This window comes from Pseudomonas sp. NPDC088414, from assembly GCF_044753325.1.
In the GTDB taxonomy this organism is placed as follows: domain Bacteria; phylum Pseudomonadota; class Gammaproteobacteria; order Pseudomonadales; family Pseudomonadaceae; genus Aquipseudomonas.
In genome coordinates this window covers 1-12266 of sequence record NZ_JBIVMY010000018.1, presented here as the reverse complement: position 1 = coordinate 12266, position 12266 = coordinate 1, and the positions used below count along the sequence as shown (strand labels likewise).

Here is a 12266-nt window from a genome sequence, read left to right as displayed (position 1 = left end):
CTTTTGATCTTTCTTTTAATGCTTAGCGCGGCAACTTCAGGTTATTCCAGATCGCCAGACTAGGCTCAGCCTGGTTCATGGAATAGAAGTGCAGCCCCGGAGCGCCACCTTGCAGCAGACGTTCGCACATTTCGCTGACAACTTGCTCGCCGAAGCGCTGAATGCTCTGGCTGTCATCGCCGTAGGCTTCCAGTTGCTTGCGGATCCAGCGCGGAATTTCCGCACCGCAGGCATCGGAGAAACGCGCCAGCTTGCTGTAGTTGGTGATCGGCATGATCCCCGGCACGACTGGAATATCCACGCCCAGCGCCTGCAAACGGTCGACGAAGTAGAAGTAGCTGTCGGCGTTGAAGAAGTACTGGGTGATCGCGCTGTCGGCGCCGGCGCGGGCCTTGCGCACGAAGTTGGCGAGATCGTCTTCGTAATTGCGCGCCTGCGGATGCATCTCCGGGTAAGCGGCAACTTCGATGTGGAAATGATCACCGGTTTCTTCACGAATGAATTCAACCAGTTCGTTGGCGTGACGCAGCTCGCCGCTGGTCATGCCCATGCCGGACGGCAGGTCGCCGCGCAGGGCCACGATGCGCTTGATGCCGGCAGCCTTGTACTCGTTCAGCAGGCCGCGCAGGTCGTCCTTGCTGTCGCCGACGCACGACAGGTGCGGTGCGGCCGGTACTTTGACTTCGCTTTCCAGCTGCAGGACGGTGTTGAGGGTACGATCACGGGTCGAACCACCAGCGCCATAGGTGCAGGAGAAGAAGTCGGGGTTGTACGTTGCCAACTGACGGGCAACGTTGAGCAGTTTTTCATGCCCAGCATCGGTCTTGGTCGGGAAGAACTCGAAGCTGTAGCGACGGTCTTGGGACATGGTCATACCCTTGGAAACACGAAAGCCTACGGTATGTTTCATCTGTAGGAGCGTGCTTATGTGGCGAGGGAGCTTGCTCCCGCTGGAGCGCGCAGCGCTCCCAAAATCCTGGGGCCGCTTCGCAGCCCAGCGGGAGCAAGCTCCCTCGCCACAACAAGCCAGTCCGACAAATAAAGCAGCCGGTTACTTAGTAGCGGTAAGCGTGCGGCTTGAACGGGCCTTCGACGGTCACGCCGATGTAGTCAGCCTGTTGCTTGGTCAGTTGGGTGACCACGCCGCCGAAGCCGCGAACCATTTCCAGGGCCACTTCTTCGTCGAGTTTCTTCGGCAGTACTTCAACGGTCAGACGCTCGGCTTTCTGGGCCGGCGACAGGTCGGCGTACTTCTGGCCGAACAGGAAGATCTGCGCCAGTACCTGGTTGGCGAACGAACCGTCCATGATGCGGCTCGGGTGACCAGTGGCGTTGCCCAGGTTCACCAGACGGCCTTCGGCCAGCAGGATCAGGTAGTCGTCGTTCTGCGCGTCGAAAGCGCCCGGGCCGGTACGGTGGATCTTGTGTACCTGTGGCTTCACTTCTTCCCATGCCCAGTTCTTGCGCATGAAAGCGGTGTCGATTTCGTTGTCGAAGTGGCCGATGTTGCAGACAACAGCGCGCTTCTTCAGGGCTTTGAGCATGTTCGCGTCGCAAACATTGACGTTACCGGTGGTGGTCACGATCAGGTCGATCTTGCCCAGCAGCGCTTTGTCGATGCTCGCTTCGGTGCCGTCGTTGATACCGTCGATGAACGGCGAAACCAGTTCGAAACCGTCCATGCAGGCTTGCATGGCGCAGATCGGGTCAACTTCGGAAACCTTGACGATCATGCCTTCCTGACGCAGGGACTGCGCGGAGCCCTTGCCCACGTCACCGTAACCGATGACCAGCGCTTGCTTGCCGGACAGCAGGTGGTCGGTACCACGCTTGATCGCATCGTTCAGGCTGTGACGGCAGCCGTACTTGTTGTCGTTCTTGGATTTAGTCACCGAGTCGTTGACGTTGATCGCCGGGATCTTCAGCTCGCCCTTGGCCAGCATGTCCAGCAGACGGTGAACGCCGGTGGTGGTTTCTTCGGTCACGCCGTGAACGCGATCCAGTACTTGTGGGTACTTGTCGTGCAGCAGCTGAGTCAGATCGCCGCCGTCGTCGAGGATCATGTTGGCGTCCCATGGCTGGCCATCCTTCAGGATGGTCTGCTCCAGGCACCACTCGTACTCTTCTTCAGTCTCGCCTTTCCAGGCGAAAACCGGGATGCCGGCGGCAGCGATGGACGCAGCGGCCTGATCCTGAGTCGAGAAAATGTTGCAGGACGACCAGCGTACTTCGGCACCCAGGGCAACCAGGGTTTCGATCAGCACGGCAGTCTGAATGGTCATGTGGATGCAGCCGAGGATTTTCGCGCCCTTGAGCGGCTGCTCGGAGGCGTACTTGCGGCGCAGACCCATCAGGGCAGGCATTTCCGACTCGGCGATGATGGTTTCGCGACGGCCCCAGGCAGCCAGGGACATGTCGGCAACTTTGTAATCGTTAAAATCTGCAGGCGTGATAACAGCGCTCATGAAGAGCCTCCATTCGTAATGTATGCGAATGGGCGCCGTTGTGCGTTTAGTGTCCGGCCGTGGCCAGTCAACGCCCCATCCGAGCCTGACAGGTTGATCCTGCTGCAGCGCCCCTCGGACAGGTGGCGGGAAAACGGTATCAAGTGAAGGTTACCGTTTTGAAACGGGGGCGATTATAGCCGTCTAGACTGATCTTCCAAAGGGTTTCTGTCGGCCAGATGAAGATCGCTAATAGCGACCATAGTAGAAGGCTCATGGAGCCTGACCGCTCGGTCTGCCAAGATGGCGCCATCTTTCGGCAAACGCTCAGGAGTGAACATGAATTTCCACACCCGCAAATGGGTAAAACCCGAAGACCTGAACCCCAACGGCACCCTGTTCGGCGGCAGCCTGCTGCGCTGGATCGACGAAGAGGCGGCGATTTACGCGATCGTCCAGTTGGGCAATCAGCGCGTGGTGACCAAGTACATTTCCGAAATCAACTTCGTCAGCGCCTCGCGCCAGGGCGACATCATCGAACTGGGCATCACCGCCACCGAGTTCGGCCGCACCTCGATCACCCTGACCTGCGAGGTTCGCAACAAGATCACCCGCAAGAGCATCCTCACGGTCGAGAAGATGGTCTTCGTCAACCTCGGCGAAGACGGTTTGCCGGCGCCGCACGGTCGCACCGAGATCAAGTACGTCAAAGACCAGTTCAAGGAAGATGAGCTGGTAACCAAGTAATCGGTGAATTGTGGCGAGGGAGCTTGCTCCCGCTGGACTGCAAAGCAGTCCCAAAACCGGTGAGTGTTGTTTATCTGAAACACGAGACGACTGCTGCGCAGCCGAGCGGGAGCAAGCTCCCTCGCCACAGGTAATAGTTTCGGTTGGGGGGAGTGAACAGCCAGGAACCGCAGGGGTCGTAGCTGAAAGCCCCCCACCGGTTACCACGCCATGACCACCCCGACAGACGGCAAGACCCCCAACCTCTCGACCGATGAACAGCACGAAGTCGAGAAAAACCAGCCGCCCCGCGCGGCGGTTCTGCATGAAATCATCCGCACCCAAGGCGATCAGGAACTGGAGCGCAGCATCGCCGCGCTGTGGTGGTCGGCGCTCGCCGCGGGGTTGACCATGGGCCTGTCATTGATGGGCATGGGCCTGCTCAATTCGCGCCTGCCCGAGGGTGATGAATTCAAGGTCATCGCCAGTTTCGGCTACTGCGCGGGTTTCCTTGCGGTGATCCTCGCCCGCCAGCAGCTGTTCACCGAAAACACCCTGACCGCCGTCTTGCCGGTGATGACCAAACCGACTCTGGCCAACTTCGGGCGGTTGATCCGCTTGTGGGGCGTGGTCCTGTTCGGCAACTTGTGCGGGACGATTCTGGTGGCGTACGTGATGCTCGAGCTGCCAATCTTCGACAGCAAGACTGATCACGCCTTCCTTGAAATCGGCCGCAAGGTCATGGAAAACCACGCCAGTCAGATGTTCGCCAAAGGCATCGTTTCCGGCTGGATGATCGCCACCATGGTCTGGATGATCCCTTCCATGGAGAGCGCGAAGATGTGGATCATCATCCTCATCACCTACCTGATGGCGCTGGGCGACTTCACCCACATCGTGGTGGGTTCGGCGGAAGTGTCGTATCTGGTGTTTGCCGGCGAGCTGCCGTGGAGTGATTTCTGGATGGTGTTTGCCGGGCCCACGCTGGCGGGGAACATCATCGGCGGCAGTTTCATCTTCGCCCTGATCAGCCATGCACAGATCCGCAGCGAGAGCGGCGCGCCAAAGGAAACGGGCAAAGGGAAACAATCTGCGGATCAGGCCGAACAGCCCGATCCGCAGCAGATCAAGAAATGATCAGTGGTGCGCCGGCTCGGCCGCTGTGGCCGGCTCGTCACGGGTAGCGTGCTTGACCAGTTTGCCGATGGTCAGACCCTGCAGCAGGATCGACGACAGAACCACGATGTAGGTGATGCTCAGCAGCAGATCGCGCTCCGGGCCCAATGGCAGGGCCAGCGCCAGTGCCACCGAAACCCCGCCGCGCAAACCGCCCCAGGTCAAAATGCGAATGGTGCCGCGCGGCACCGTGCGCCAGCGCCGCAGCAGAACGATCGCCGGGGCCACGGTGAGCAGGCGCGACAGCAGAATCGCCAGCGCCAGCAAACTGGCCGCCGCCACGTGCGCCCAGTTGAACGGCAGCAGCAACAGCTCCATGCCGATCAGAGCGAACAGCAGCGCATTGAGCATGTCATCGAGCAGCTCCCAGAAGCCGTCGAGGTACTTGCGGGTCATGTCGTTCATCGCCAGGTTGCGCCCCAGGTTGCCGATGATCAGACCAGCCACCACCATCGCAATCGGCGCCGAGACGTGCAGCTCGGTGGCCATCGCCGAACCGCCGATCACCAGCGCCAGGGTCAGCATCACGGTGATCTGATGCTGCTGGACGCTTTTGATCATCCGGTACACCCCATAACCGATCAGCCCGCCGAACAGCACGCCGCCAATGGCTTCGTGCACGAACAGCATGGCCGTGGCGCTGAGGGTCGGCGTCTCGCCCAGCTGAGCGATGCCCAGCAGCACGGTGAACACCACCACCGCAGTGCCGTCGTTGAACAGCGACTCGCCGACGATGGTGGTCTTCAGTGGCTTTGAGGCATTGGCAGTACGCAGTACGCCGAGCACCGCAATCGGGTCGGTCGGCGAAATCAGCGCGCCGAACAGCAGGCAGTAGAGGAAGCTCACGTGCCAGCCAAACAGGGCAAAAATGTAGTAGGCGAGGCTGCCGATCACGGCGGTGGCAATCAGCACACCGAAAGTCGCCAGCAGGCCGATCGGCCAGCGGTAGCTGCGCAGGTCGTTGAGGTTGACGTGCAGGGCGCCGGCGAACAGCAGGAACGACAGCATCCAGTTCATCAGCAGATCGCCGAAGTCGATCTGGCCGATCAGTTGCTGCACGCGTTCTTCGAGGCCGGGATAACCGAGCACGCTCAGGCCTTGCAGCAACAGGGAGAACATCAGCGCGGTGACCATCACGCCGATGGTCGGCGGCAGGCCGATGAAGCGGTAATTGACGAAGGTGAGAAGGGTGGTGAGGCAGATAAAAGCGGCGACAAGTTCTAGCATCCGGGCTCCATTGGATGGGGGTGGAAAGACAGCGCCCCGATTCTTCGGTGCAAAGGTTGGATGGGCTGATTCGGGGTGGGGACACAATCGAGTCCCCTCGGTTGGTCAGCCGCAGACATTGGTGTAGGGTCAGCAAAAAAATCAAGGAGTGGGACGTGGCGGCGACAGTTCTGGTGTTAATGGCGGCGCTGTTGCATGCGACGTGGAATACCCTGATCAAGTTCAGTGCCGAACGGTTGCTGGTGGTGGCGTGCATGGACACGGTGGCGCTGTTGTTCGTGGCGCTGGCATTTCCATTCATCAGCCTGCCGCCGCTGGAGATCTGGCCGTGGATTCTGGCATCGGCAGCATTCGAGCTGCTGTATCGCTATCTGCTGATTCAGGCCTATCGGGTCGGTGACCTCGGGTTGGTTTATCCGCTGATGCGCGGCTTGTCGCCATTGGTGGTGCTGGCGCTGACCCTGATCTTCGCCGGCGAAGTGCTCACCGCGCAGCAGATCTTCGGGATCATGCTGATTCCGCTGGGCATGGTCTGCCTGCTCTGGCAGGGCGGTGGCGGCAAGCATCTGCCGTGGTCGATGCTGCCAGTGGTGGCGCTGATCGGGCTGTGCATCGGCTGCTACACCTACATCGACGGTCAGGCTCTGCGGCGCTGGTCGCATCCACTGGATTACCTGGTCTGGGTCACGCTGCTCAGCGCCTGGCCGTTTCCGTTGCTGGCGTGGGTCGCCAAACGCCCGGCGTTCCTGGTGTTCTGGCGCGAGCAGTGGAAGCTGGGCCTGGCGGTCGGGTTCTGCGTGTTGTTCAGCTACGCTCTGGTGCTGTGGGCGATGCAGTTGGGCTCGATTGCCGAAGCGGCAGCGCTGCGTGAAATCAGCGTGATTCTGGTGGTGCTGTTCGGCATGCGTTACCTCAAAGAACCTTTCGGCAGACCGCGGCTCTTAGCCTGTGGGCTGGTGCTGATCGGCATGCTGGTGATGAAGTTCTGACTGCCCGCCATTTCTATCACTTGAAGAAGGACGGCTCTATGACGGTAGCTCTGTGGTGCGTGTTGATCGCGATTTTCCTGCCCTATATCTGCACGGGCGTGGCCAAGGCAGTGGGCGGCTACCGACTGAGCGACAACCATGATCCCCGGGACTTTCTGGAAAGTCTCAACGGCGTGGCCCGACGGGCGCATGCGGCGCAGTTGAACAGCTTCGAAGTGACCCCGGCGTTTGCCGCGGCGGTGATCGTTGCGCATCTGGTAGGCACCGCGCAGTTGGTGACGGTGAATGTGCTGGCGGTGATGTTTATCACCAGTCGCCTGCTGTACATCATCTGCTACCTGGCGGACTGGGCGATTCTGCGGTCGCTGGTATGGTTTGTCGGGATGGGGCTGATTGCTGCGTTCTTCTTTGTGTCGGTATAGATAAAGCAAGGTCAAAAGATCGCAGCCTGCGGCAGCTCCTACAAGATTGACCCCCTGTAGGAGCTGCCGCAGGCTCGGGCCGCGTTCGGACGATCTTTTGCTTTTCAGGGTTTGTCAGCCACCTGCGGCACTTGCGGCAACGCCGCGCCTTTGGGCCAGAGCATCCAGATCTGCCCCTGCTGCTTCATGTCCCCGGCCAATTGCCCGGCCGCATCGCCAGTACCCCAGAACAGGTCCGCACGCACCTCGCCGGCAATCGCGCCGCCGGTGTCCTGCGCTGCGACCGGACGCACCAGCGCCGTGCCATCGGGGCGGGTGGTCGATAGCCACAGCAGGCTACCCAACGGAATCACCTTGCGGTCCACCGCCGCGCTATAACCCGCCGTCAGCGGTACGTTCAACGAGCCGCGCGGGCCTTCGTTGCTGTCCGGGTTGCGGGTGAAGAACACGTAGCTCGGGTTGCTGCCCAGCAGTTCCGGGATGCGCGACGGGTTGGCCTTGGCCCAGTTGCTGATGGCGCCCATGGTCACATCTTCTTTCTTCAGCTCGCCTTGCTCGACCAGCCAGCGGCCGATCGGTCGATACGGGTGGCCGTTCTGGTCGGCGTAGGCGATGCGCAGTTGTTTGCCGTCCGGTGTCTGGATCCGCCCGGAACCCTGGATCTGCAAAAATTGCAGGTTCATCGGATCGGTCAGGTACGCCACCACCGGGGCTTTGACGCCTTTGGACTCAATGGTCGCCGCGTCGTCGTAAGGCTTGAGTACCCGGCCTTCAAGGCGACCACGCAGGCGTTTGCCCTTGAGCTCCGGGTAAATGCTGTCCAGCGAGACGATGATCATGTCTTCCGGCACGCCGTACACCGGCACGTTTGCCACCTCGGTGGGCGTCAGACTGCCCGGGTAGACCGGTTCGTAGTAACCGGTGATCAGGCCGTTCGGGTTGTCATGCTCGGCGCGTAGCCCGAACACGTCGAGGTTCTGCTTGAGGAAGGCGCGAATCTCGTTGGCGCTCTGCGGCACGTTGGCGGCTGCGGCGCAGGTGCCGCCCCAGACCGGATCAGCCTTGAGCCGGGTGCAGGCACTGCGCCATGAACCGAAACCGGCGACCAGATCGCTGTCGGATACGGTCGGCAGGGCTTCCCAGCTAGCGCTGGAGTAAGTAGCCAAGGCGTGGGTTTTCGGTTTGGCGGTATCGCCGCCCGTGCAACCGGCAAGAATTGCCAGCAGCGGCAGGGTTGCGATCAGTGGGTGACGCCAGGCCTTGAAGCGGCTGTTCATGGAGTGATTCCTGTGCCGGTTGCCCGAGTGCTCCATGCGCTCGGGCAACCCGTATTTTTAATAGGGCTATTGGTGTTTGTCGGCGACGCGAGGATACTGGCCGCCGAATTCCGTGACCTGAAGCCACCATGACTCTTAAAAGAATTGCTGTTGTATTGCTGGCCTGTCTGACCTTGTCCGCCTGTGGCGGCGTCGATCCGAATTCGCCGTTGGGGCAACGCAAGGCGATCTTCAAACAGATGCTCAAGACCGGCGAAGACCTGGGTGGCATGTTGCGCGGACGCATTCCGTTCGACGGGCCGAAATTCGCCGAAGGCGCGGTGAAGCTCGATGCGTTGTCCCATGAACCGTGGAAGCATTTCCCGCAGGTGCGTGAAGAAGATCACACCAGTGCCAAGGACGATGTGTGGCTGCGGCAGGCACGTTTTCAGGAACTGGCCCGCAACCTTGAGGCGGCCACCGGTGAACTGGTGATCGCCAGCAAGGTTCAGCCGTACAAGGCCAGCAACCTCGGGCCGGCGGTGCAGAAGGTTGAAGATGCCTGCAGCGCTTGCCATAAAGAATTTCGCGATCATTGATTGTCGGAGACTGCCGGACGATTGTGGCGAGGGAGCTTGCTCCCGCTCGGCGGCGCAGCCGTCGTAAACCCATTCAACCGAGTTGAGTCTGCTGCAGCGCCATTGAATGGAGTTGGGGCCGCTTCGCGACCCAGCGGGAGCAAGCTCCCTCGCCACAGGAAATCTCATTCAACGCTGGTTACTTGTCGATCTGGTCCAGCGCATCCTGCAGCTCTTTGCGTGACTCGGCGAGCTTGTCCTTGCGCTTGTTGATCTTCTCCGGATCACCTTTCTTCATCGCCTTGTCGAGATCCGCCTGACGCTTGCTCACTTCGTGCTTGGCTTCCAGCACTTTGTTTTCGCGTTCTTTCTTCAGCCCGGCATCGGTGCAGTTCTTTGTCACTTCATCCAGCGCGGTCTGCAGACCGGCCTGCTGGTCGGTGTTGCCACGGGACTTGGCCTGTTCGAGCTGATTGATGATGCCCTGCTTCTTGGCGGCGCAACCGGTCAGGCCCGGTGCATCTTCGTCGGCCATCACAGGCGCGGCCAGGACGCCACAGAGAGTCAGCAAGGCAAGCGGTGCAAGAAATTTCATAAAAGCTCCATGTGCAAAGGCAGTCGGGTCGGGGGCGCTGCGCTGTTTGAGCGTCTGGTGGCCCTTGGGTTCCCGGCTGCCGGGGATTGCGTGATCAGAAACCGTCGATTCCGGCGGCGCGTAATGTGTCACTCAAGGCCAGCACCTGCGGGTCGCGGAAGAATGCGCTCAATTGCGCCGCGCGGCCCGGGCCGATTCCGGCTTCTGCCTGCCATTGTTCGGTGTCGCGTTGTGCCAGCGCCTGCCACGAGTCGGCCAGTTGTGCCTGCCCCGTCGGCGGTAAACCCAATGCTTTGAGCCACTGGGTGAACGGCCGTTGGCGGGCGCTGTGAAAGCTGTTGATCAGACGTGCGCTGCTGCGTTCGCCGAAGCCGGCAATGTTAGCAAGCTCTGGCTCGTCGAGGGTCAACCAATCCAGCAGGTTGTTCAGGCGGCCTGTTTCCAGAAGTTTCTCCCAGGTGCCGCGTCCGACATTCTGCAGCGCCAGCCCTTGCTTGCCACTGAGCCAGGTCAGGCGCGCGAGAAACTGGCTTTCGCAACCGGGTGTCGGTTGCCAGCAGCTCAAGGCGTGAAAGTCGCCACTGGCCGGAATGTCGATGTCTGCGCGCTCGGTGGTTCGTAGCACCACGCTGTCGAGACGCGGAATCGTCAGCCCGGCCAGGCTGATTGCCACCTGATCACCGGGGCGGATGTCCAGGGCCTGCCAGCGCTTGAGTGAACCGGCGCTGACCCGTTTGATCTCGCGGTCATCGAGCCTGACGGGCGACAACTCCAACACCGGCGTGATGCGTCCGCTGCGGCCGATCTTGAAATTCACTTTACGCACCTCGGCCAGCGCTCGGACAAACGGATATTTCCAGGCGATGGCCCAGTAGGGCGCGCTCGCCTGCCAGCGCTCAGCCGGTGGGCGCTGGCTCTGGCGCAAGACAATGCCGTCGGTGGCGAAGGGCAAGGGCGATCGATACCAGTGCTCGCGCCATTTTTGCGCGTCGGGAAGGTTGGCGATGACCTGACTGAATGGCGCTGTCGCGGCGAAGCCCAATGTCGCCAGTGCCGCTGTTCTTTCGGGCAGATTCGCCGGCCCCTGCGGCCAGTCCCAGACGAACAGACCGATCCCGGACGCCTGTTCTGCGCTCAAGGTTTTACGGCTCATCAGCCCGGCAACCGTGGCGCGGGCGTTGACGCTGCCGGCGCTGGCTTGCACATGTTGATCAAGGCGCCAGTAGAGTTCGCCCTGCACCAACAGGTCCAGCGGTTGGGTCAGTTGTTGCGGAATGGCAGCGATCTTTTGCGCCGCTGCCGTCCAGTCCTGACCGCTGATCCCGTCGCCGCGACTGATCGCCTGCTGCAACAGGCCGCGACGGTAAATCAGCGTCACTGCGACGCCATCGACCTTGGGTTGTACCCAGACGTCCTGGCGATCCTTTAGCCATGCTTGAACGGCGGCCGCTTCGTGAAGCTTGTCCAGGCCGGTGTGGGCGATTGGATGCGCGAGGGAGCCAGTCGCAGTGCGCAAAGGTGCAGGCGCCGGGGGCTGCTGGAAGCACTGGCGCCATTCGTTGAGCCGCAGGCGCGATTGGTCATAGAGATCGTCGGCTATGAGGGAGCGGCCTTCGCGGTGGTAGGCGTCGTCCCATTGGTCGATCTGCTGTTGCAGGGCCGAGACTTCAATTTGCGCTTTGCCGGATGGCCAGTCGGGGCAGGCTGTATGGGCGATCAGAGGGGTGAAACTCAGCAAAAGAACTGAAAACAGGCGCAGCGTGACAAGCATTTTGAGCGTCCTTGCTCAGGGGGAATGCTTTAAGGCTAGGCGAGGATTCAGAGAGGCACCGGGTGGGTGTTTTGCATCGTGTTTCCGTGCCCATACAGGGGGCGCATGGGCCGGCCTCTTCGCGGGCAAGCCCGCTCCCACAGGGTTCTTTATTGATATTGGAAGGGTATTTCAGGCATGAAAAAGCCCCGCACGGCGCGAACCGTGCGGGGCTTTTTTGCAGCCAGGGAATTACAGGCCAGCGGCTGAACGCAGTGCGTCGGCGCGGTCGGTTTTTTCCCAGGTGAAGGTGGTGAAGGTGTCTTCGCCAACAGTCTTGGTCTGCGGAGCACGACCGAAGTGGCCGTAGGCTGCAGTTTCCTGGTACATCGGGTGCAGCAGGTCAAGCATGGTGGTGATCGCGTATGGGCGCAGGTCGAACACTTCACGCACCAGTTTGATGATCTTGTCATCGCTGATCTTGCCAGTACCGAAGGTGTTCAGCGAGATCGAAGTCGGCTGGGCCACGCCGATGGCGTAGGACACCTGAATCTCGCAACGCTCGGCCAGGCCGGCAGCGACGATGTTCTTGGCAACATAACGGCCAGCGTAGGCCGCCGAACGGTCAACCTTCGATGGATCCTTGCCGGAGAATGCGCCGCCGCCGTGACGGGCCATGCCGCCGTAGCTGTCGACGATGATCTTGCGACCGGTCAGACCGCAGTCACCTACCGGGCCGCCAATGATGAACTGGCCGGTCGGGTTGATGTGGAACTGGGTGTCCTTGCTCAGCAGTTCGGCAGGCAGCACGTGCTTGACGATCAGTTCCATCACGCCTTCGCGCAGGTCTTTGTACGACACTTCAGGGTTGTGCTGGGTCGACAGAACCACGGCGTCGATACCAACCACCTTGCCGCCTTCGTAACGGCAGGTCACTTGCGATTTGGCGTCCGGACGCAGCCAAGGCAGCAGACCCGATTTGCGGGCTTCGGCCTGACGCTGCACCAGCTGGTGCGAGAAGGTGATCGGTGCTGGCATCAGCACGTCGGTTTCGTTGCTGGCGTAGCCGAACATCAGGCCCTGGTCGCCGGCGCCCTGGTCTT

12 protein-coding genes and 1 riboswitch are annotated in these 12266 nt (G+C 61.0%); of the genes, 5 read left to right on the top strand and 7 right to left on the bottom strand.

The window, feature by feature from the left end; genetic code table 11:
• Positions 1–22 precede the first annotated feature (22 nt).
• Positions 23–868: a methylenetetrahydrofolate reductase [NAD(P)H] gene (metF, locus tag ACIP8I_RS16395; protein ID WP_003229047.1), complete on the bottom strand. Its 846-nt coding sequence runs from the start codon at positions 866–868 to the stop codon at positions 23–25.
• 187 nt (positions 869–1055) lie between these two features.
• Positions 1056–2465, bottom strand: a complete 1410-nt coding sequence (gene ahcY / locus ACIP8I_RS16390) for an adenosylhomocysteinase (protein ID WP_007959684.1) — start codon at positions 2463–2465, stop codon at positions 1056–1058.
• Between the two features lie 23 nt (positions 2466–2488).
• Positions 2489–2587: riboswitch (S-adenosyl-L-homocysteine riboswitch) on the bottom strand.
• A 196-nt stretch (positions 2588–2783) separates the two neighbouring features.
• Between ahcY and ACIP8I_RS16385 the strand changes: the two genes are divergently transcribed.
• Positions 2784–3191: an acyl-CoA thioesterase gene (locus ACIP8I_RS16385; RefSeq protein ID WP_003229043.1), complete on the top strand. Its 408-nt coding sequence runs from the start codon at positions 2784–2786 to the stop codon at positions 3189–3191.
• Between the two features lie 210 nt (positions 3192–3401).
• Positions 3402–4307, top strand: a complete 906-nt coding sequence (locus ACIP8I_RS16380; protein ID WP_400762424.1) for a formate/nitrite transporter family protein — start codon at positions 3402–3404, stop codon at positions 4305–4307.
• On the opposite strand, the gene ACIP8I_RS16375 is transcribed toward ACIP8I_RS16380, so the two are convergent.
• The gene (locus tag ACIP8I_RS16375) at positions 4308–5573 is read right to left on the bottom strand and encodes a cation:proton antiporter (protein WP_400762422.1); all 1266 of its coding nucleotides are present in this window, start codon (positions 5571–5573) and stop codon (positions 4308–4310) included. It lies immediately after the preceding gene.
• A gap of 155 nt (positions 5574–5728) precedes the next feature.
• On the opposite strand from ACIP8I_RS16375, the gene ACIP8I_RS16370 reads away from it, so the two are divergent.
• Both ACIP8I_RS16370 and ACIP8I_RS16365 read left to right on the top strand, forming a co-directional pair.
• Complete coding sequence (locus tag ACIP8I_RS16370) at positions 5729–6562, top strand: EamA family transporter (RefSeq protein WP_400762420.1); 834 nt, start codon at positions 5729–5731, stop codon at positions 6560–6562.
• Positions 6563–6600: 38 nt separating this feature from the next.
• Positions 6601–6984 (top strand): MAPEG family protein, encoded by a 384-nt coding sequence (locus ACIP8I_RS16365; protein ID WP_007961888.1) that lies wholly within the window; start codon positions 6601–6603, stop codon positions 6982–6984.
• A 104-nt stretch (positions 6985–7088) separates the two neighbouring features.
• On the opposite strand, the gene ACIP8I_RS16360 is transcribed toward ACIP8I_RS16365, so the two are convergent.
• On the bottom strand, positions 7089–8261 hold the full coding sequence (locus ACIP8I_RS16360; RefSeq protein ID WP_400762418.1) for a murein transglycosylase A: 1173 nt from the start codon (positions 8259–8261) through the stop codon (positions 7089–7091).
• Positions 8262–8389: 128 nt separating this feature from the next.
• On the opposite strand from ACIP8I_RS16360, the gene ACIP8I_RS16355 reads away from it, so the two are divergent.
• Positions 8390–8839, top strand: a complete 450-nt coding sequence (locus tag ACIP8I_RS16355; protein WP_007961886.1) for a cytochrome c — start codon at positions 8390–8392, stop codon at positions 8837–8839.
• 178 nt (positions 8840–9017) lie between these two features.
• On the opposite strand, the gene ACIP8I_RS16350 is transcribed toward ACIP8I_RS16355, so the two are convergent.
• The 3 genes from ACIP8I_RS16350 to metK all read right to left on the bottom strand — a co-directional run.
• Positions 9018–9413 (bottom strand): DUF1090 domain-containing protein, encoded by a 396-nt coding sequence (locus ACIP8I_RS16350; protein ID WP_007961884.1) that lies wholly within the window; start codon positions 9411–9413, stop codon positions 9018–9020.
• A gap of 94 nt (positions 9414–9507) precedes the next feature.
• A complete protein-coding gene (ligB, locus tag ACIP8I_RS16345) occupies positions 9508–11184 on the bottom strand; it encodes an NAD-dependent DNA ligase LigB (protein ID WP_400762416.1) in 1677 nt (558 codons plus the stop codon).
• Positions 11185–11415: 231 nt separating this feature from the next.
• Positions 11416–12266, bottom strand: an 851-nt coding sequence (gene metK / locus ACIP8I_RS16340; protein WP_400762414.1) for a methionine adenosyltransferase, incomplete at its 5' end; no start/stop codon positions are given.

Coding starts and splice junctions, on each gene's coding strand:
- metF (WP_003229047.1), bottom strand. CDS start 868: ATGTCCCAAGACCGTCGCTACAGCTTCGAGTTCTTCCCGACCAAGACC.
- ahcY (WP_007959684.1), bottom strand. CDS start 2,465: ATGAGCGCTGTTATCACGCCTGCAGATTTTAACGATTACAAAGTTGCC.
- ACIP8I_RS16385 (WP_003229043.1), top strand. CDS start 2,784: ATGAATTTCCACACCCGCAAATGGGTAAAACCCGAAGACCTGAACCCC.
- ACIP8I_RS16380 (WP_400762424.1), top strand. CDS start 3,402: ATGACCACCCCGACAGACGGCAAGACCCCCAACCTCTCGACCGATGAA.
- ACIP8I_RS16375 (WP_400762422.1), bottom strand. CDS start 5,573: ATGCTAGAACTTGTCGCCGCTTTTATCTGCCTCACCACCCTTCTCACC.
- ACIP8I_RS16365 (WP_007961888.1), top strand. CDS start 6,601: ATGACGGTAGCTCTGTGGTGCGTGTTGATCGCGATTTTCCTGCCCTAT.
- ACIP8I_RS16360 (WP_400762418.1), bottom strand. CDS start 8,261: ATGAACAGCCGCTTCAAGGCCTGGCGTCACCCACTGATCGCAACCCTG.
- ACIP8I_RS16355 (WP_007961886.1), top strand. CDS start 8,390: ATGACTCTTAAAAGAATTGCTGTTGTATTGCTGGCCTGTCTGACCTTG.
- ACIP8I_RS16350 (WP_007961884.1), bottom strand. CDS start 9,413: ATGAAATTTCTTGCACCGCTTGCCTTGCTGACTCTCTGTGGCGTCCTG.
- ligB (WP_400762416.1), bottom strand. CDS start 11,184: ATGCTTGTCACGCTGCGCCTGTTTTCAGTTCTTTTGCTGAGTTTCACC.